This is a genomic window from Leifsonia sp. GW821-FHT13C05 (assembly GCF_058806515.1).
Window position 1 is genome coordinate 74566 of sequence record NZ_JBXAPT010000003.1, and the last position, 19215, is coordinate 93780.

The 19215-nt window shown below is 70.3% G+C and carries 16 protein-coding genes; 15 read left to right on the plus strand and 1 reads right to left on the minus strand.

Annotated features, from left to right (window positions below):
- The first annotated feature begins 9 nt into the window (after positions 1-9).
- The 14 genes from AC1ROC_RS10770 to msuE all read left to right on the plus strand — a co-directional run bounded on the left by AC1ROC_RS10770 (position 10) and on the right by msuE (position 16439).
- Entirely contained in the window at positions 10-1368 is a 1359-nt protein-coding gene (locus AC1ROC_RS10770) for a sensor histidine kinase (RefSeq protein WP_493000085.1), read from the plus strand.
- Entirely contained in the window at positions 1365-2579 is a 1215-nt protein-coding gene (locus AC1ROC_RS10775) for a hypothetical protein (RefSeq protein WP_493000087.1), read from the plus strand. Before AC1ROC_RS10770 ends, AC1ROC_RS10775 begins: the two co-directional genes overlap by 4 nt.
- Entirely contained in the window at positions 2576-3250 is a 675-nt protein-coding gene (locus AC1ROC_RS10780) for a response regulator transcription factor (protein WP_085369246.1), read from the plus strand. The genes AC1ROC_RS10775 and AC1ROC_RS10780 overlap by 4 nt, the downstream gene beginning before the upstream one ends.
- Positions 3251-3280: 30 nt before the next feature.
- Positions 3281-3952: a thymidine kinase gene (locus AC1ROC_RS10785; protein WP_085369245.1), complete on the plus strand. Its 672-nt coding sequence runs from the start codon at positions 3281-3283 to the stop codon at positions 3950-3952.
- 39 nt (positions 3953-3991) lie between these two features.
- On the plus strand, positions 3992-5299 hold the full coding sequence (locus tag AC1ROC_RS10790; RefSeq protein WP_493000090.1) for a UDP-glucose dehydrogenase family protein: 1308 nt from the start codon (positions 3992-3994) through the stop codon (positions 5297-5299).
- A 76-nt stretch (positions 5300-5375) separates the two neighbouring features.
- Entirely contained in the window at positions 5376-7232 is a 1857-nt protein-coding gene (locus tag AC1ROC_RS10795) for a DUF4012 domain-containing protein (protein WP_493000092.1), read from the plus strand.
- A 58-nt stretch (positions 7233-7290) separates the two neighbouring features.
- The gene (locus AC1ROC_RS10800) at positions 7291-7824 is read left to right on the plus strand and encodes a hypothetical protein (RefSeq protein ID WP_493000094.1); all 534 of its coding nucleotides are present in this window, start codon (positions 7291-7293) and stop codon (positions 7822-7824) included.
- Positions 7825-7934: 110 nt separating this feature from the next.
- A complete protein-coding gene (locus tag AC1ROC_RS10805) occupies positions 7935-8972 on the plus strand; it encodes an LLM class flavin-dependent oxidoreductase (RefSeq protein ID WP_085369241.1) in 1038 nt (345 codons plus the stop codon).
- A 144-nt stretch (positions 8973-9116) separates the two neighbouring features.
- Complete coding sequence (locus AC1ROC_RS10810) at positions 9117-10754, plus strand: ABC transporter substrate-binding protein (RefSeq protein WP_085369240.1); 1638 nt, start codon at positions 9117-9119, stop codon at positions 10752-10754.
- On the plus strand, positions 10732-11772 hold the full coding sequence (locus tag AC1ROC_RS10815) for an ABC transporter permease (protein WP_085369239.1): 1041 nt from the start codon (positions 10732-10734) through the stop codon (positions 11770-11772). The genes AC1ROC_RS10810 and AC1ROC_RS10815 overlap by 23 nt, the downstream gene beginning before the upstream one ends.
- Positions 11769-12650: an ABC transporter permease gene (locus tag AC1ROC_RS10820; RefSeq protein ID WP_434951849.1), complete on the plus strand. Its 882-nt coding sequence runs from the start codon at positions 11769-11771 to the stop codon at positions 12648-12650. Before AC1ROC_RS10815 ends, AC1ROC_RS10820 begins: the two co-directional genes overlap by 4 nt.
- Positions 12650-14410, plus strand: coding sequence for a dipeptide ABC transporter ATP-binding protein (locus tag AC1ROC_RS10825; protein ID WP_493000097.1), 1761 nt, complete (start codon positions 12650-12652; stop codon positions 14408-14410). The genes AC1ROC_RS10820 and AC1ROC_RS10825 overlap by 1 nt, the downstream gene beginning before the upstream one ends.
- Before the next feature lie 5 nt (positions 14411-14415).
- Positions 14416-15840 carry an LLM class flavin-dependent oxidoreductase gene (locus tag AC1ROC_RS10830; RefSeq protein ID WP_493000099.1) on the plus strand — a complete coding sequence of 475 codons (1425 nt, stop codon included), beginning with the start codon at positions 14416-14418 and terminating at the stop codon, positions 15838-15840.
- Entirely contained in the window at positions 15840-16439 is a 600-nt protein-coding gene (msuE, locus tag AC1ROC_RS10835) for an FMN reductase (RefSeq protein ID WP_493000101.1), read from the plus strand. The genes AC1ROC_RS10830 and msuE overlap by 1 nt, the downstream gene beginning before the upstream one ends.
- Positions 16440-16518: 79 nt before the next feature.
- On the opposite strand, the gene AC1ROC_RS10840 is transcribed toward msuE, so the two are convergent.
- Positions 16519-17181, minus strand: a complete 663-nt coding sequence (locus AC1ROC_RS10840) for an IclR family transcriptional regulator (protein WP_493000103.1) — start codon at positions 17179-17181, stop codon at positions 16519-16521.
- Between the two features lie 123 nt (positions 17182-17304).
- Here AC1ROC_RS10840 and AC1ROC_RS10845 point away from each other — a divergent pair, with 123 nt between their 5' ends.
- On the plus strand, positions 17305-19203 hold the full coding sequence (locus AC1ROC_RS10845; RefSeq protein WP_493000105.1) for an FAD-dependent monooxygenase: 1899 nt from the start codon (positions 17305-17307) through the stop codon (positions 19201-19203).
- The last annotated feature ends 12 nt before the right edge of the window (positions 19204-19215 follow it).

The window sequence follows — 19215 nt, forward strand, 5'->3', positions numbered from 1 at the left end:
GGGGTGGAGATGTCGCTCGGGCTACCGAGTCATCTCGCGCGGGTCGCCAACTCGCGGGCGCTCGCCACTGCTGCGCGCTGGGCGGGGCTGGTGTGCCTGGCGTCCGCGTTCGTGAACGTGACCGTCGCCGGGTTCGGGGCCGCCGGAGCGTTCTCGTGGGTCGGCCTGCTGGTGCTGCTGCCGATGGTGGGACTACTGGTACTGCTGGCGCGGGGGAGGACGCTCTCGCTGACTGTCGCCTACCTGGTGGTCGGGGCGCTCTCCACGTACGTCTACGTGCTGATCCTCCTGACGACTACGCCCAGTTACACGGACACCAACTTGTTCGTGGTGGCACTGCCGGTGGTCGCGATGACGCTGGTCGGCGGAGCGGGCACGGGGTCACTGACGGGGATCCTGTGGTCGACCGTGGGGTTCGCGCTCGCCGAAGTGGCCGTGATGCTGGCCGCGTCCAACGCGGGGCGGGTGTTCCGGCCGGACGCGATCTCGCTCGGCGCGTACCTGCTGTTCGTCGGGGTACTGGCCTTCGACGGGATCACCCGCGGCACGCGCAGCCGCACCCAGTCCGCCATCCACCGCTCCGTCCGGGATGCGCGGCTCATCGACCTGCGCCGCGACGTGATCGCCGAGTACGCGGCCGACCTCCACGACACGGTTCTCAGCGAGCTGCTCGCCGTGGCCGCCGCGACGCCGGGACCGCTGGCGCCGCGGCTCCGGGCGCGCATCGAAGCCGATCTCGCGTCGCTCGGCGGCGCGGTGCCGGGGGTGCCGAGGGCGCCGGGAGCGGCGGGGGCGGCTGCTCGCGACGTGGAGGGCGGTCCCGAGGCAGGGGAGCGTGGCGACGGCGCGAGCGACACGAGCGGCGCAGGTAGCGCGAGCCAGGGAGGCGACTCGCTCGCGGGCGGGGGTGGCCTCGAGGCGCATCACGCGCATCCACGGGGTGACGGCACGACCGGGGACGTGTGGCTCGGCAGCGAGTTGCACCGGGCGGTCGAGTCCGCCCGCGACGAAGGGCTGGCGGTGAGCATCTCCGGCGACCGGGATGTGATCGGCCGGCTGTCGGAGGAGCGCAGGCGGGCCGTCGGGCTGGCCGTGCGGCAGTGCCTCGTCAACGTGGTGCGGCACTCCGGGAGCGCGACCGCCGAGGTGACGCTGTCGTCGTCGGGCGACTCGGTTTCCGTCATGGTGGTGGACGAGGGGCATGGATTCGTGCCGTCGGCTGCTGCGGCGGACAGACTCGGGTTGCGGCAGTCCGTGCACGACAGGATCGGACGCGTCGGCGGCGCCGTGACCATCTACTCGAGCGAGGACGTCGGCACCACCGTGCTCATCGTCGTCCCGGCCGGCGACGAGGAGGCGGCGGGATGACCGCGCTCGACGACGCCACCATCGTGCGGCTGCGATCCGGGTCGTTCGAACGCACCCCGCAGCGGCTCGACCCGCTCGGCGTGCAATCGGCGTGGATGCTCGTCCCGCTGCTCTGCGTGGTGGCCGTCGGGTACGCCGTCTACTCCACCGTCCAGCACGCCCACCAGCTGCGCGACCCCGCGCTCGCGTACTCCGCCATCGTGCTGCTCGTCCTCGCCGGCATCGCGTTCTCCGTGCGCGCGCATCCGGCCCTCGCTCCGTTCGGACGCGGCGCGCACCTCTCCGTGATGGCGGTGACGCTGATCGCAGCCCTCGCGTTCACGGCGGCGTCGTGGGGACGCAACCTGCGCATCCAGGACGACTGGGGGCAGATCGCCGTCGCCCTGTTCCTGATCGCGATGCCGTTGTACCGGCCGATCTCCGAGGTGATGGGGGTCGCCATCGTCTCCGCGTTCGCACTCGGGCTCTCCTCGGCGCTGCAAGGGCCCTCGCTCGCGCTGGTCACGAGTCCCGTCGTGTACTTCACCGTGTCCGCGACGCCGATCGTCGCGCTCGCGTTGGGAGGGTGCGGGTACGCCTGGACGATGACGGGCGAGACGCTGGCCTGGCGGCAGGTCGCCAAGCGCGGGCAGGCCGAGCTCGACACCGAGCTGCGCGAAACCGCCAGGCGCATGGTGGGGCAGGAGCAGATGTCCACGCTGAACGAGTCGACCGTGCCGTTCCTCGCCGACCTGCTGCGGCGTGGCGAGATCACGCAGGCGGACACCGCGGAGGCACGCGAGCTCGCCGTCCGGTTGCGCGACGGGACCGTCACCGCCGTCGACCGCACCTGGCTCGCCGAACGCCTCTCCCACGCGCTCGCCCAGCGCGGACTCGACCAGCGCACGACGCGCACCCTCCGGATGGTCGACGACCCTGAACGGCTCGACAGGGTGCTCAGTGACGAGCAGCGGGCGATCGTCGGCGCCATCATCGCGACCGTCGCGGCGCTGCCAGGGCTCGACCCGGCGTCCGTGCGCATCGTCGCGAGCAACCCGGAGCATCCGGCGTTCGAGCTGACCGCGGCGGCCGGGCAGATTCCGCGCGACCAGCGGAGGGCCATCGCCGCACTGCTCAGCTCCCTGCGCTCGGTGTCGATGGATGCGTCCATGCGCAGCCGGGGCCAGAACATCACGATCCGTTTCGCCGACCCGGAAGGGGAGAACAGGTGACCAGCGCATCCACTCCGCCACCGCCGATCCGCCTGGCGCTGCTCGACGACCACGAACTGCTGCTCGACAGCCTCTCGTCGTGGATCGAGAAGAACGCCCCCGACCTCGACCTGGTGCTGCGGGCCAGCAGCTGGCTCGAACTCGTGCACAGCGACCAATTCCCCACCGATCTGGTCATCATGGACCTGCAGCTGCGGGAGACCATCTCCATCGGCGCACGCGTGCGCACCTGCCGGGCGGCGGGGGCGAAGGTGATCGTGCTCAGCGCCGTCGACACCGCCGAAGATCGGGATGCGGCGCTCGCCGCCGGCGCCGTCGCCTACCTGAGCAAGACCCAGCCGATGTCCGAGGTGCTCGAGGCCGCCCTCAGTGCGATGGGCCGTGGCACGGACGATACGCAGAAGACCGCACAGCAGGAACCGGCGTGGCGGCCGAAGCCGAGCATCCCGGAGTCCGCGCGACCGCGGCTCAGCGACGGAGAGCGGCAGGCGCTCACGCTCTATGCCGACGGCAGGACCACCTCCGAGGTCGCCAAGGCGATGAACGTGCAATACGAGACCGCGAAGACCTACCTGCGCAGGGTGAGGGAGAAGTACGGCAAGGCGGGGAGGCCCACCAGTTCCCGCGCCGATCTGATCCGGCGCGCCGCCGAGGACGGCTACCTGACCTGACGTTCGGGCGGCACCCCCTAGGATCGGTGCGTGGCAAAACTGTATTTCCGCTACGGCGCGATGAACAGCGGTAAGAGCACGGCGATGCTCCAAGCGGCCTACAACTACGAGGAGCGCGGTCATCGCGTGCTGCTCACGAAGCCGTCGATCGACACCAAGGGCGACATGGGCATCCTGTCGCGACTCGGGGTGACCCGCGACGTCGACTACCTGCTGGCGCCGGAGTCCGACGCGTACGGCAAGTTCCAGCAGCACAGGGAGCGCACGATCAAGCGGTTCGACCGCGATGTGAGCGCCCTCCTCGTCGACGAGGCGCAGTTCCTGACGGAGGCGCAGATCGACGACCTGCTCCGGATCGCGCTGCTCGAGAACATCCCGGTGCTGGCGTACGGCATCCGCACCGACTTCCAGACCGTCGCCTTCCCCGGCAGCAGGCGCCTCCTCGAGATCGCGCACACCCTCGAAGAGCTCAAGACGATCTGCCGCTGCGGCAGGAAAGCCATCTTCAACGCGCGCAAGATCGACGGGATCTTCGTCTTCGACGGCGACCAGGTCGCGATCGACGGCGCATCCGTCAGCTACGAGTCGCTCTGCGGAGCCTGCTACCTGCAGGAGAGCCAGGGCGTGCTCAACAACGGCCGCAGGCACTGGCCACTCGACGCCGCCGCGTACACTGACGAGCCCGACCCCGACTTCACCTGATCGTCCGAGCACCCGCTCCCCGGAAGAAACGACTTCAGCATGAGAATCTCCGTGATCGGCTGCGGCTATCTCGGTGCGGTGCACGCCGCCTCCATGGCACACCTCGGCCACGAGGTCGTCGGCATCGACGTCGACGAACGCAAGATCGCCCTGCTGTCCTCCGGCCAGGCGCCGTTCTTCGAGCCCGGCCTGCCCGACGTGCTCGCCTCCTCGATCGCATCCGGTCGTCTGCGGTTCACCACCGACTTCGCCGCTGCGGCGGACGCCGACGTGCACTTCGTCGCGGTCGGCACCCCGCAGGTGGCCGACGGAGACGCCGCGGACATGCGCTACGTGGATGCGGCGTTCAGCACCCTGCTGAAGCACGCGAAGCCCGGGGATGTCCTCGTCGGCAAGAGCACCGTGCCCGTCGGGACGGCGGCGCGGCTGGCCGAGCAGGTCGAGTCGACCATGCCGGGCGCGACGCTCGCGTGGAACCCGGAGTTCCTGCGAGAAGGCTTCGCCGTGAAGGACACGATCGCCCCCGACCGGCTCGTCTACGGCGTCCCGGCCGGCGAGGCGGGGGAGCGCGCAGCGCGCATCCTGGACGAGGTCTACGCCTCGGCGGTGGCCACCGGCACGCCGGTGATCGTCACCGACTACGCCACGGCCGAGCTCGTGAAGGTTTCGGCGAACGCGTTCCTGGCCACCAAGATCAGCTTCATCAACGCGATGGCGGAGATCGCGGAGGCCACAGGAGCGGACGTGACCCAGCTGGCCGACGCGATCGGCCACGACGCGCGGATCGGCCGTCGCTTCCTGAACGCCGGCGTCGGCTTCGGCGGCGGCTGCCTGCCCAAGGACATCCGGGCGTTCAGCGCCCGGGCGCGGGAGCTCGGCAAGGGGGAGGCGCTGGCCTTCCTCACCGAGGTGGACAAGATCAACCTGCGACGCCGCGAGCGCGTGGTCGAGCTGGTGCGCGAGGAGGTGGGTGACCTCGAGGGAGCCCGCGTCGCGATGCTCGGGCTCGCCTTCAAGCCGCACTCGGACGACATCCGGGACTCCCCGGCGCTCGACGTGGCGATGCGGCTCGCGGAGGCGGGGGCCGTCGTGACGGCCACCGATCCTGAGGCGCTGGAGAGCGCGGCGGGCAAGGCCCCGCAGCTGATGTACGCCGCGTCCGCCGAGGAGGCGGCGCGCGACGCCGACGTGGTGGTGCTGCTCACCGAGTGGCCGCAGTTCACCGGCCTCGACCCCGCTGCGATCGGCGAGCTGGTCGCGCGTCGCAGCATCATCGACGGCAGGAACTGCCTCGACCCCGCAGCCTGGCGGGACGCCGGATGGACGTACCGCGGACTCGGTCGCTGACCGCATCCGGAAATACCCCCGGTTCTGGGTGGGAAGAAACCCTCCGCAAAAAGTGAGGAATTGTTAGATTAGTCGTATGGCGACGTCTGGCAGCACCCCGTACACCCCGGCCGGGGCTCCGCCGCGCCCGCAGAAGAACCCCGCGAGGCGCAGGACGATCCTCTGGATCGTGGCCGCCGTCGTGTTCGTGCTGCTGCTCGTCGGCGCATGGGTGAGCATCCGGGGGCTGCTGGCGAAGAACGAGTTGGAGTCGGCGCTTCCCGCGGCCAAGCAGGTGCAGACCGCTGTGGTCGCCGGCGACATCGCCACGGCCAAGACCGCGGCGAAGACCCTGCGCACGCACGCGGCGGAGGCGGCCTCCCTGACCGGCGACCCCGTCTGGCGCGTCGCGGAGCTGGTGCCACTGCTCGGCTCGAACCTCACGGCTGTGCGCGTCTCCGCCGCCTCCACAGACCAGCTCGCCTCCGAGGTGATCGACCCGCTGGTCGGGATCGCGAACCAGGTCGACCCCCGCGCGATCAAGCCGGTGGACAAGAAGATCGACCTCGCGCCGATCGCCGCAGCCAGGCCGGTGGTGGTGAAGGCGCAGCTCGCCTTCCATCACGCCAAGACCGAGGTGGACGGCATCGACACCGAGGGGACCATCCCGCAGGTGACCAGCGCAGTCGACCGGCTGCGCACCCAGCTCGGCAAGGCGGCGACCGTCGTGGATGCGGTGGGCAACAGTGCCCGTCTGCTGCCCCCGATGCTCGGGGCGGACGGGCCGCGCACCTACCTCGTGCTCGTGCAGAACCCGGCGGAGCTGCGCGCGACCGGCGGTCTCGTTGGCGCGCTCGCCCTCATCAAGGCCGACAACGGCGCGATCTCGCTCGAAGCGCAGTCCTCCGGAACGAGCATCGGCCCGTGGCCGGCTCCGGTGTCCGCGATCCCGGCGTCCACCCAGGGGCTGTACGGCCCGCTGCTCGCCCGGTTCATTCAGGATGTGAACCTCACGCCGCACTTCCCGCTCGCGGCCACCACGGCGGCCACGATGTGGAAGGAGACCCACGGAGGGGCGGTGGACGGCGTGCTCACGATCGACCCCGTCGTGCTCACCGGGCTGCTCAAGGCGACGGGACCGGTCGCGCTGCCGACGGGCGACATGCTCACCGCGGCGGACGCCATCCCGCTGCTGCTGAGCGAGAGCTACAAGAAGTTCGCGCTGCCCGAGCAGCAGGATGCGTACTTCGCCTCGGCCGCGACCGCCGTCTTCGACAGCGTCGCCTCCGGCAAGGCGGACGGCGGCGAGCTGGTGAAGGCGCTCGCGAACGCCGGAGCGCAGCGGCGTCTGCTGGTGTGGAGCGCGCATCCGGAGGAGCAGAAGGTGCTGGCACCGACGACGCTGTCCGGCGCGCTTCCCGCATCCGACGCGTCGACCGCCGGTCTCGGCGTGTATTTCAACGACGCCACCGGCGCCAAGATGGACTACTACCTCACCGCCAAGGTCGAGGCGGGCACGGCGATCTGCCGGGTGGACGGCAAGCCGACGAGCAGGATCACCGTCACGCTCACCAACAAGGCCCCCGCGGACGCGGGCACGACGCTGCCCGACTATGTCACCGGCGCAGGGACATACGGGGTGCCGCCCGGCAACATCCGCACACGCGTCGCCGTGTACGGAGCGACGGACGGCCTGCTCGTCTCGACCACCAGCGACGGGGCTCCGTACGCGACCATCTCCGGCACGGACGAGAAGCGGCCGGTGAGCGTCTTCACGGTCGAGCTGGCTCCCGGGGAGTCGAAGACGGTCAGTGTCGACCTGCTGAACGTGAAGCAGACGGAGCCCGGAATGGATGTGGAAGTCACACCGACGCTGCCGCGGACGTCCCCCGATGTGGGGGCATCCGGAAAGGTGTCGGTCGTTGCCCTGGACTGCGGCACGACGGTAAAGTGAGGAAACGTCAAGTTTGACGTACCCGTGCACTGATAGGCCTCCCCGAAAGGCTCCCCGAATGTCCAAGAAAGTTCTGGCAGCGCTGATCATCGGCGCTGCGATCGCCCTCGCGGCACCAGCCGCCGCCAACGCCGTCCCGTACACCCACGGCGGCGACTGCAGCATCAGCCCCACCACCGTCGCAGCCGGTGGCACGAGCACGATGACCTGCGCGCCCGGCACGTTCAAGCCGTCCGAGGGCGTCCAGTACGTCGTCTCCGGCAAGGACGCGTCCCAGGCCACCCTCAGCTCGGACCCCACGGCCACCCCCCAGGGCGGCTCGCAGGTCGAGGTCACCGTCCCGCAGGATGCGAGCGGCGCGTACACCGTCACGGCGACCGGCGCAACGAGCCAGGCCGCCTCCGCAGTGACCGTCACGGTGCTCCCCGCCGACGCTCCCGAATCCACCACGAGCTCCAGCTCGACCGGTCTCGCCTCCACGGGCTCGACCATCGGCTGGTACTTCGCCTGGATCGGCGGAGCACTGGTGGTCGTCGGCCTGATCGTGCTCTCGCTCATCGCGGCGGCACGCCGCAGGGCGAGCCAGTCCTGATCGCAGCGGAACGGGTGCGGCTCACAACGAGGTGAGCCGCACCCTTTCTCTCGAACGGGAAACTTCCCGCCTGGGGGAATCGCAGCACCGCGGCGGCGGTTGACTTCCACGTGACCACGCCAAGCCCTGCACCAGCACCCGTCCCGCTCAACGTCCTCGATCTGGCCAACCGGCCGTACGGGGGCACGAACGCGGACGCCGTGGCGGGCAGCGTCCGGCTCGCGCAGGCCGCGGAGGAGCTGGGCTACCAGCGCTTCTGGGTGGCCGAGCACCACGGGATGCCGGCCATCGCCTCCAGCGCGCCGGCCGTGCTCATCGCGGGGATCGCGGCCGCGACCTCGCGCATCCGGGTCGGCAGCGGCGGCGTGATGCTGCCGAACCACGCGCCGCTCGTCGTCGCCGAACAGTTCGGGACGCTCCGCGCGCTCTACGGCGACCGGATCGACCTCGGCATCGGCCGCGCGCCGGGAACGGACGGGGCGACGGCGATGGCCCTCCGCCGCAGCACAGAAGGTCTCGGCGTCGACGACTTCCCGCAGCAGCTGCTCGACCTGATCGGCTTCTTCACCGGCGGCATGAGCGACGCGAACCCGCTGCACAGCATCATCGCGGTGCCCGGCCTCGGCGACGCCCCGCAGATCTGGCTGCTCGGATCGAGCGGCTTCAGCGCGCAGGTCGCCGCCGCCCTCGGGCTGCCGTTCGCGTTCGCGCACCACTTCGCCGGCGACCACACCGAGGAGGCGCTCGACCTCTACCGCTCGCGGTTCGAGCCGAGCGAATCGCTCCGGGAGCCGCACACGATGATCGCCGTCAACGTGGTCTCCGACGACGACCCCGAGGTGGTGCGCGCCCTGTCGCTCCCCGGCCAGCTGTCCTTCCTCCGGATGCGCATGGGAGCCAAGCCGCAGCCGGTCAGCATCGAGGAGGCGCTGGCCTACGAGTTCAGCCCGCTCGAAGAGGAGTTCATCGCCGCCAGGAACGCCAGGCAGGCGGTCGGCACCCCGCAGGAGGTCAAGACTCGGCTCGAAGCGCTGCTCGCCTCCACCGGGGCCGACGAGCTGACGATCGCGTCCGGCGCTGCGACCGTGGATGGGCGCATCCGGTCGCTGGAGATCGTGCGGGACGTGCTCGGAGGCTCGGCAGGGTAGCGCTCCTCGGCGGCGCTGCGCCAGCACATGTCGACGAATGACACAGTGTTGCGCTATCCGTCGCACCGGTTGCTGCGCATCCTGAACGGCTTCTCTAGCGTGGTCGGACATCACCCGTCCGTGCACCCCCGAGGAGTCCCCCCCATGCGTTCGCGCACCCTCCGCACCGCCATCGCAGCCACCGCTCTCGCGCTCTCCAGCGCCCTGGCGCTGACCGCGTGCGCCGGTTCGTCCACAGCCTCCACCGGTGAGAAGGTCACCGGCGGCACCATCGTCTACGCCCACCAGCAGGAGCCGGCGTGCGTGTTCGGCGGCTGGATCGAGCAGGCATACCTCTCGTACCAGGTGCTCGACAACCTCACCTCGCTGGATGCGGACCACAAGGTCGTCCCCTGGCTCGCCACCGCCTGGAAGCAGTCGGACGACGGCCTCACCTGGACCTTCACGCTCAAGAAGGGCGTGACGTTCACCGACGGCACCCCGGTGACCGCCGCCGCCGTCGCGTACAACTTCGACTACTGGGTCAAGGGCGGCAACAGCACGGCCAAGGTCTGGCTGAACGGCTACTACTCGTCCGCGAAGGCGGTCGACGACCAGACCCTGCAGGTGAACCTCTCGAAGCCGTACCCGCGGCTGGCGGACAACCTCAGCCAGGGCTACTTCGGCATCCAGTCGCAGCACGCGCTGGAGACCCGCACCAAGGAGCAGAACTGCGAGGCGCCGATCGGCTCCGGCGCGTTCGTGGTGAAGAAGTGGAACCGCGGGCAGGACATCGTCCTCACCCGCAACGCGAACTACACGTCCTGGCCGGCCAACGCGAAGCACACCGGCCCGGCCTACGTCGACGAGGTCGACTGGAAGTTCGTGGCGGACCCGACGACGCGCGTCGCCGCGCTGCAGAGCGGGCAGGTCGACGCGATCTACGACGTGCCGGCCATCCAGTGGAAGACGCTCAAGGAGGGCGGATACCAGCTGGAGAAGTACGTCACCCCCGGCCGCCCGCAGCAGATCTCGTTCAACACTCAGAAGGGTCCGTTCACCGACGAGAAGGTGCGCCAGGCGTTCGCGTACAGCCTCGACCGCAAGCAGATCGTCGACACCATCGGCCAGGGCGTCATCCCGGTCGAGGGCAACGGCGGCGTGAGCCAGGCGACCCCGGGATACAGCGAGAAGGCCGCGAACTGGTACCACCAGGACACCGCGAAGGCGAACGCGCTGCTGGATGCGGCCGGCTGGTCGCAGAAGAACAGCAAGGGCGTCCGCGTCAAGGACGGCAAAGCGCTCAGCGTGATCCTGCCGTACGGCGCAGGCTCGATCATCAACTCCGACGGCGCCGCCATTCTGCAGGGCGTGAAGGAGCAGGCGTCGAAGGTCGGCTTCGACGTGCAGCTCATCCCCGTGCCGCAGAGCGAGTTCTTCGCCGGGAAGTACTCGACGCCCGACGACCACGACCTGAGCGTCGGCTACTGGACCGCCGTGACCGCGGGCATCCTCTACATCAACTGGCGCCCGTCCACCGCCGACGACCCCAACTACGCCAACTCCGCCTTCTACAACGACCAGACGCTCGCGCAGTACATCCTCGACGGCAACTCCGCAGCGACCGTGGATGCGCAGAACGCCTCATACGAGAAGGCGCAGGACTACATCGCAGAGCACGCGCTCTCCATCGGCGTCTACGACAGGCTCAGCACCCTCGCGGTCTCGACGAAGCTCAAGGGCGTCTGGCAGGAGCACGCACAGGGAGGACCGACGTTCTATGACGCATACCTCACCAAGTAGCGAGACCGTCCAGGTCTCGCCGGCCGTCGCGGCCTCCTCCCCGATCGGGGAGGAGCCGCGGCGACCGCGCCGCACCCGGCGCGTGTTGTTCACGGTCGGCCGCAAGGTCGTGTCCGCCGTCGTGGTGCTCTGGGGCGCCGCCACGGTCGCGTTCTTCGCCCAGCTCGCCCTCCCCGGCGACAGGGCCACGGCCATCCTGAACATCCGGGCCGGTCAGGCGCAGCAGCGCACCCCGGCGGAGCTGGCGCAGATCAACGAGCAGTACGGCCTGCACCGCCCGGTGATCGTGCAGTACCTCGACTACCTGCGCGGCCTGCTGGCCGGTGACTTCGGCTCGTCGTACCAGCAGTACCGCCCTGTCACCGCGATCATCGGCGAACAGCTGGGCGCCACCGTGACCCTGTCGCTGACAGCGATCGTCTTCGCCTGGGTGCTGATGATCGTGTGGGTGACCGTCACCGCCGGTCGCGGCCCCCGCGTCGGCGCGCTCGGCGCCACCGTCGACGTGGTCGCGGCCGGGCTCCCCGCATACTGGCTCGGCATCATCCTGCTGCTGGTGTTCGGTCTCGGCCTGCGCTGGTTCCCGATCATCGGCGGCACCGGCGTGAACGGGCTGATCCTGCCCGCGCTCACCCTCGCCATCCCGCTCGCCGGGTTCATGGCGCAGAGCACGAGGGCCGAGTTCGAACGGGCGCTCGAACAGCCGTTCGTGCTGTCGGCCAGGATGCGCGGGATGGGCGAGTGGGGCATCCGGTTGCGGCACGTTCTGCGGCACGCGGTCATCCCCGCGATCACGCTCTCCGGCTGGGCGCTCGGTGCGACGCTGTCCGGCGCCGTCATCGTCGAGTCGATCTTCTCCCGGCCGGGCATCGGCTCGGTGCTCGTCGGGGCCGTGAACAACCAGGACCTGCCCGTCGTGGTCGGCATCGTCACGCTCGTGGCCGTCGTCTACGTGGTGGCGAATCTGCTCGTGGACATCGTCTACACCATCATCGACCCCCGGATGGACCTGTCATGACAGCACTCGGCACACCTTCCGTCGGCAGCGGAGACCGCGCATCCCGTGTCGGAGCGGCGGCCTCGGCCATCGCACGGCGCCCGTGGGGGCTCTACGTCGCGGTCGCCTTCGCGCTGCTGCTCGCCGTTGCCGCCTTCGCCCCGCAGGCGCTCACGGTGCACGCGCCGACCGCCATCGACTACGCCTCAGCGCTCAAGCCGCCGTCGTTCGCGCACTGGTTCGGCACGGACGAGTCCGGCCGCGACCTCTACACACGCGTGGTCTGGGGCGCCAGGGAGTCGCTGCTGATCGGCCTGGGGGCCGCGGCGGTCGGCGTCGTCACCGCACTGATCCTCGGCTCGATCGCCGCGCTCGGCCCGAAGCCGGCCGCGGTCGTGGTCGACCGGTTCGTGGAGGTCATGTTCGCCTTCCCCGCCCTGCTGCTCGCGCTCCTGCTCATCGCCATCGCCGGACCGTCCGCCGCCACCGAGATCTTCGCGGTCGGCCTCGGCACGGCGCCCGGATACGCGCGCATGATCCGCGGGCAGATCCTCGGCGCCAGGAACTCCGGCTATGTCGAGGCGGCGACCGCCCTCGGGCACTCGCGCTGGCGCATCATCCGCGCGCACATCCTGCCGAACGCGCTGCGCCCGCTGGTCGCGGTGTTCGCCCTCTCCGTCGGCCAGTCGATCGTCTGGGCGTCCAGCCTGTCGTTCCTCGGCCTCGGCGTCGCCCCTCCGTCGTCGGAGTGGGGCGCCCTGCTCGACGCGGGCCGCGCGTACATCACCCAGGCCTGGTGGCTCGTGGTGGTCCCCGGACTGGTCATCGTCGCCGTGGCGCTCGCCGCGACCACGATCGGCCGCCACCTGCAACTCCGTCTCGAGAAGGGAGAGCGCTGATGAGCGTCACCCAGGAGAGCCCAGCGGCCGCGGACAGCGTGGTCGACGACCTGGACTGGCCGGCCACCCGGCTCCGCGTCCAGAACCTCAGCACCGCGTTCCGCATCGACGGCGCCGTGCGCCAGGTCGTGTCCGGCGTCTCGTTCGACCTGCTGCCCGGCCAGTGCGTCGCGATCGTCGGCGAGTCCGGCTCCGGTAAGAGCGTCACCGCGCGGTCGATCGTCGGTCTCGCCGGCCGCAACGCGATCGTCGACGCCGACGTGCTCGAGATCCACCACGAGGACGTGCGGTCGTTCACCTCGCGTCAGTGGAGGCGCATCCGGGGCAGGGACATCGGCTTCGTGCTGCAGGATGCGCTGGTCTCGCTCGACCCGCTGCGCCCCGTCGGCCAGGAGATCGCGGAGGCGCTGCGGCTGCACGGCTGGGGCGACAGGGCGGCGAGGAAGCAGCGTGTGCTCGACCTGCTCGAACGGGTCGGTGTGCCGTTCCCCGCGGTGCGGGCGCGTCAGCGGCCGGACCAGCTCTCCGGCGGGCTGCGCCAGCGCGCGCTGATCGCCTCCGCCATCGCCCTCGACCCCGACATCGTGATCGCGGACGAACCGACGACGGCGCTCGACGTCACGGTGCAGTCGCAGGTGCTCGCCCAGCTCGAACGGATGAAGGCGCGCGGCGCATCGGTGATCCTGATCAGCCACGACCTGTCCGTCGTCGCCCGCCTGGCCGACCACATCCTGGTGATGCGCGGGGGCCAGGTGCTCGAGCAGGGCAGCATCGCATCAGTGCTCGGCTCCCCGCAGCACGAGTACACGAAGGCGCTGATCGCCGCGGTGCCGAGCGAGGCCACCAGGGGCACCCCGCTGAGCCCGGCGTCTCCGCCGTTCCCCGAGGTGCGGGATGCGGTCGCCGGCGCGGCTCAGGATGCTCCCGTCCCCGAGGCGCCCGTGCTCCAGGCCACCGACCTGGTCAAGCGGTTCCACACGGCGGACGGCACGGTCACCCGTGCCGTCGACGGCGTCTCGTTCGCGCTCGCAGCGGGGGAGACCCTCGGCATCGTCGGGGAGTCCGGCTCCGGCAAGAGCACGACGGCCAGGCTCGCCCTCGGGCTCGAAAGCCTCGACGGGGGAGACGTGCGCCTGCTCGGTCAGGCGTGGTCGAGTCTGAGCGAGCGCAAGCGCCGCACGCTCCGGCCTCGCATCTCCGTGGTCTACCAGGACCCGCTGAGCTCGTTCGATCCGCGCTGGAACGTCGAGCGCATCCTGCTGGACGCCCTCCGCGGCGAGCGGTTCGCCGACGCCGCGGCGAGGAAGGCGCGCGTGGTCGAGCTGTTGCGGCAGGTCGGGCTCACCGCCGACGTGCTCGGCCGGTTCCCGCTGCGCCTCTCCGGCGGCCAGCGGCAGAGGGTCGCCATCGCGCGCGCCCTCGCGCCCCGCCCGGACGTGATCGTGCTCGACGAGGCCGTCTCGGCACTGGATGTGACCATCCAGGCCCAGATCCTCGACCTGCTGGTCGCGCTGCAGCGCGAGTCCGGCGTCGCGTACCTGTTCATCTCGCACGACCTCGGCGTGATCAGCCACCTGAGCGACCGCGTTCTCGTGATGAAGGACGGCGTGGTGGTCGAGCAGGGGAAACCTGACGACATATTCCTGCGCCCCCAGCACCCGTACACGCGAGACTTGATCGCAGCGATCCCCGAATTCGACCCGGCATCGTTCGCCGGGCGGCAGAACGACAGCGCGCGCGTCGCGCAGGAAGGCGCCTGAGACCCATGCCAGAGCGCAAACAGCTGTTCCTCAACCTGTTCGAGATGGCCTGCGTGAGCCACATCACCCACGGGCTCTGGCCGCTGCCCGGCAACAACAGGGAGCGCTTCGCCGACCTCGACTATTGGACGGAGCTCGCCCAGATCCTGGAGCACGGCGGCTTCGACGGCGTCTTCCTCGCCGACGTGATCGGCGCGTACGACGTGTTCCGCGGCGGCCCGGAGACGGCGCTGCGCGAGGGCCTGCAGAGCCCCAACATCGACCCGCTGCTCGTGATCCCCGCGATGGCCGCCGTCACCAAGCGCCTCGGCTTCGGGGTGACCTTCTCGACCACCTACGAGCCGCCGTTCGCGTTCGCCAGGCGCATGTCCACGCTCGACCACCTCACCAAGGGGCGGGTCGGCTGGAACGTCGTCACCTCCTACCTGCCCAACGCCGCCCACAACTTCGGGCTCGACGGCGAGGTGCCGCACGACCTGCGCTACCAGTACGCCGACGAATACGTGGATGTGCTCTACAAGCTCTGGGAGGGATCGTGGGACGACGACGCGGTGGTCGCCGACCGCGAGCGCCGCATCTTCACCGACCCGTCGAAGGTGCGCTACATCGACCACGTCGGAGACCGCTTCAAGGTCGCTGGGCCGCACATCGTGCATCCCTCTCCCCAGCGGACGCCCGTGATGTTCCAGGCGACCGGGTCGCCGGCCGGCATCGAGTTCGCCGGCCGCCACGCGGAGGTCGTCTTCACCGGGGGCCGCACCAGCGAGGAGTTCCGCCGCAACGCCGACGGGATGCGCGACGCGGCGGAGCGCCACGGCCGGGGCAGGGACGCGGTCAAGTTCATCGCGATGGCCGGGGTGATCGTCGGGCGCACGGAGGAGGAGGCCGCGGACAAGTGGCGGCTCTACCAGCAGCACTCGAGCCTCGACGGCATCCTTGCCCACAGCAGCCTGCCCGTCGACCTCACCGCGTTCCCGCGCGACATCACCGTGCGCGAGGCGCTGCTGCGGGCCGAGTTCCCGGCAGAGCGCGTCCCGTTCCTCCCGCTGGACAAGACGGTCGGCCAGGCGCTCGACTTCATCGGAGGCAACCGCGACGACCGCTTCCTGGTGGTCGGCACCGCCAAGACGGTCGCGGACGAGATCGAGCGCTGGCTCGACGAGGACGGCCTCGACGGCATCAACCTCCGCCAGTACCACTCGTTCGACACCGCCCGCGATTTCGCCGAACTGGTCGTCCCGGAGCTGCGCAAGCGCGGCCGTCTGCCCGAGGAGGGCTCGCATCCCGGGACGCTGCGCGAGCGGCTGTTCGGCGAGGGGAACAACCGCCTGCCGGACGACCACATCGGAGCGCGCTACCGCGGGGGAGCGAACCTGGACAACCCGGTCGCGCCGCTGCAGCTCGGCACAGCGAACGTCGGGTCGTTCTGATGGCGGACGAGCGCAGGATCTCGGTGGTCGGCGTCAGCGGCAGCCCGACGCATCCCTCGCGCACGACGGTGCTCGTGCGGGAGGTGACGGAGGCGTTCGCCGCCGCGGTGGGCGGCACGCCCACCACGGTCGAGCTGGCCCCGCTGCTCGGCCAGCTGAGCCTCGGCCCGTTCCGCAACAGCCTCGGCCCCGACGCGATCGCAGCGCTCGAAGCGGTCGAGGCGGCCGACATCGTGGTCGTCGGCTCTCCGGCGTACCGGGCGACGTACACCGGCCTGTTCAAGCTGTTCTTCGACCACGTCGGGCAGTATGCGCTGGTCGACAAGCCGATCGTGCTCACCGCCACCGGCGGCAGCGAACGCCACGCGCTCCTGGTGGAGCACCAGATGCGGCCGTTGTTCGGCTTCTTCCAGTCGCTCACCCTTCCGCTCGGCATCTACGCGAGCGAGCGCGACTTCACCGACTACGCCGTCTCGTCCGACGACCTGCGCGCCAGGATCGACACCTCCATCGCCAGGACGCTGCCGTACATCCGCACCCACATCGACCCGCACGCGGAGGAGCTGACGGTCGACTTCGCCCGCCCCGACGCGTTCTAGGCGCGCCCCGCGCCTGACCAGATACCAGTAACTGCGCCCGAATGCGCCGAATCCGGCGCAGTTACTGGCATCTCGTCATCTACCGGAACGCCGCCGCGATCCGTCCTGCCGCGGCGACGAGCACGTCGGCCACGTGCTCCTCATCCAGTGGATGCGGCAGGTACAGCACCGCGATCGCGGCCGACCTGCCGTGCGGGAGGGCGAGAGGGACCGCGATCGAGTACAGCCCGGGCAGCACCTCGTCGTGGCTGCGCTCGAAGCGCTGCGGAGGGAACTCGTCCGGTTGCAGCAGCGAGCGGATGACGCGCCCCGGCGCACCCTGCCCGATCGCGTGACGGCTGCCCGGCCGCTGCGCCACCGTGGTCTCCGCGTGCCGCGGCTCGGCGCTGGTCAGCGTGACGGCGACCTCGCCGTCGAAGCTGACCAGGAAGGCGGTCATCCCGAGCTCGTCCGCCACAGCGGCCAGCTCGGGGGCCGCCGCCGTCTGCAGGCTCCTGGCCGCACCGCGCGCGAGTGACGCCAGCCGCGCGCCGAGTTCGAGCTCGCCGGACGGCGACCGCTCCACGAAGCCGTGCTGCTCGAGCGTCTTCACCAGCCGGTACGCCATCGAGCGATGGATGCCCAGCCGGTTCGCGAGTTCCGGCACGCTCAGCGATGCTCCGTCTTCGCCGATCATGGCGAGGGCGCTGAGGCCGCGGGCCAGGGTCTGCGATCCGCCCTCGGCACTAGCAGTTGGAGGCATCCGGATCCCTTCGCTCTCGCGCGCGTCTTGCGACGCCCAGCGACGACAACTAGCATCGTATCTATAGTTGCAACGATGTCGCAACTATAGAAACAGCGAGCTTGTTCAATGAGGAGCACCGAGATGCAGATCCACCACCGCGGTTACGTCGACCACGACCCCCGCATCAAACCGGCGGAGGGGCACGGGATCGACCGGCCGACGGAGATCCCCGACCGGATGGATGTGCTCATCGTCGGGACGGGCCCCGCCGCCGTCGCCGTCACCGCGCAGCTCTCCCGCTTCCCGTCCATCGACGCGCGCGCCATCGAGCAGCGCCCCGGCCGCCTGGCCGTCGGGCAGGCCGACGGCATCCAGGCGCGCTCCGTCGAGACCTTCCAGGCGTTCGGGTTCGCGAACGAGGTGGTCGACGAGGCGTACCGCAACGTCGAGATGTGCTTCTGGAAGCCGGACGCCGCTGACCCGTCCCGCATCGTCCGGGTCTCCCGCGCAGCGGACGACGCGACGGGGATCAGCGAGTTCCCGCACATCTACGTGAACCAGGCCCGCATCCTCGACTACTTCCTGCGCGACGCGGAGCGCGCCCCCGGCCGCATCGTGCCCGACTACGGCGTGGAGTTCGTCGACCTGACCATCCACCAGGGCGCGGAATACCCGGTCGAGGCGCGCATCCGGTACGTGGCGGGGGAGCGTGCAGGCGAGGAGCGCACGGTGCGCGCGAAGTACCTGGTCGGCGGCGACGGGGCGAGGAGCAGGGTGCGCGCCTCCCTCGGCCACCACCTGCACGGCGAGGCGGCGATGCATGCCTGGGGCGTGCTCGACGTGCTCGCGAACACCGACTTCCCGGACATTCAGGTCAAGTGCTCGATCCAGTCGCACGGGGCGGGCAGCATCCTGCTCATCCCGCGCGAGGGCGGCTACCTCGTGCGCATGTACGTCGACCTGGGCGAGGTCGACGGGGCGGACGCCGGCGCCATCCGGTCCACCCCGGTGGATGCGATGATCGCCAGGATCAACACGATCATCGCCCCGTATTCGCTCGACGTGCGCGAGGTCGCCTGGTCGTCGGTGTACGAGGTCGCCCACCGGATCACGGACGGCTTCGACGACGTGCCCGCCGAGCTGCGCGGCGAACGGACGCCGCACGCGTTCATCATGGGCGACGCCTGCCACACCCACTCGGCGAAGGCCGGGCAGGGCATGAACGTGTCCATCCAGGACGGCTTCAACCTCGGCTGGAAGCTCGCAGCGGTGCTCGAAGGGCGCGCGCCAGAATCGCTGCTGTCGACCTACGAGGACGAGCGCAAGGTCGTCGCCCAGAACCTCATCGACTTCGACAAGGAGTGGTCGGACATGCTGGCTCGCCCGGCCGACTCGTGGGACGACCCCGGCGAGCTGGAGCGCTACTACGTCTCCACGTTCGAGTTCCCCGCCGGCTTCATGACGCAGTACGCCCCGTCGATGATCACCACCGGCGACGAGCACCAGGCGCTCGCTCCTGGTTTCCCGCTCGGCAAGCGCTTCAAGTCGGCCGAGGTGATCCGTCGCGCGGACAACCGCTGGCGCCACCTCGGGCACCTGCACGAGGCGGACGGCCGCTGGCGCGTCTACGTCTTCGCCGACACCGCGGCGCCCGCGCTCACCGGCACACCCACCGCCGACTTCGCCGAGTGGTGGCGCACCGATCCGGCCTCCCCGTGGATGCGCTTCACGCCGTCCGGAGGCGACGACGACGCCACCTTCGACACGAAGGTCATCTACCAGCAGGACTACACGCTGGTCGAGCCGGGCGACGTGCCGGCCGTCTTCAAGCCGGTGAAGGTGCCGTACGGCCTGATCGACCTCAACCAGGTCTTCGCCGCCGGCCACGGCCGCGACATCTTCCGCGACCGCGAGCTCAGCAGGGACGGCGTGATCGTCGTGGTGCGTCCCGACCAGTACGTGGCCGGGATCTTCCCCTTGGATGCGCGGAACGAGCTGGCGGCGTTCTTCGACGGCAACATGCTGCCGGTGCGACGGTAGCGGTTCGGCTTT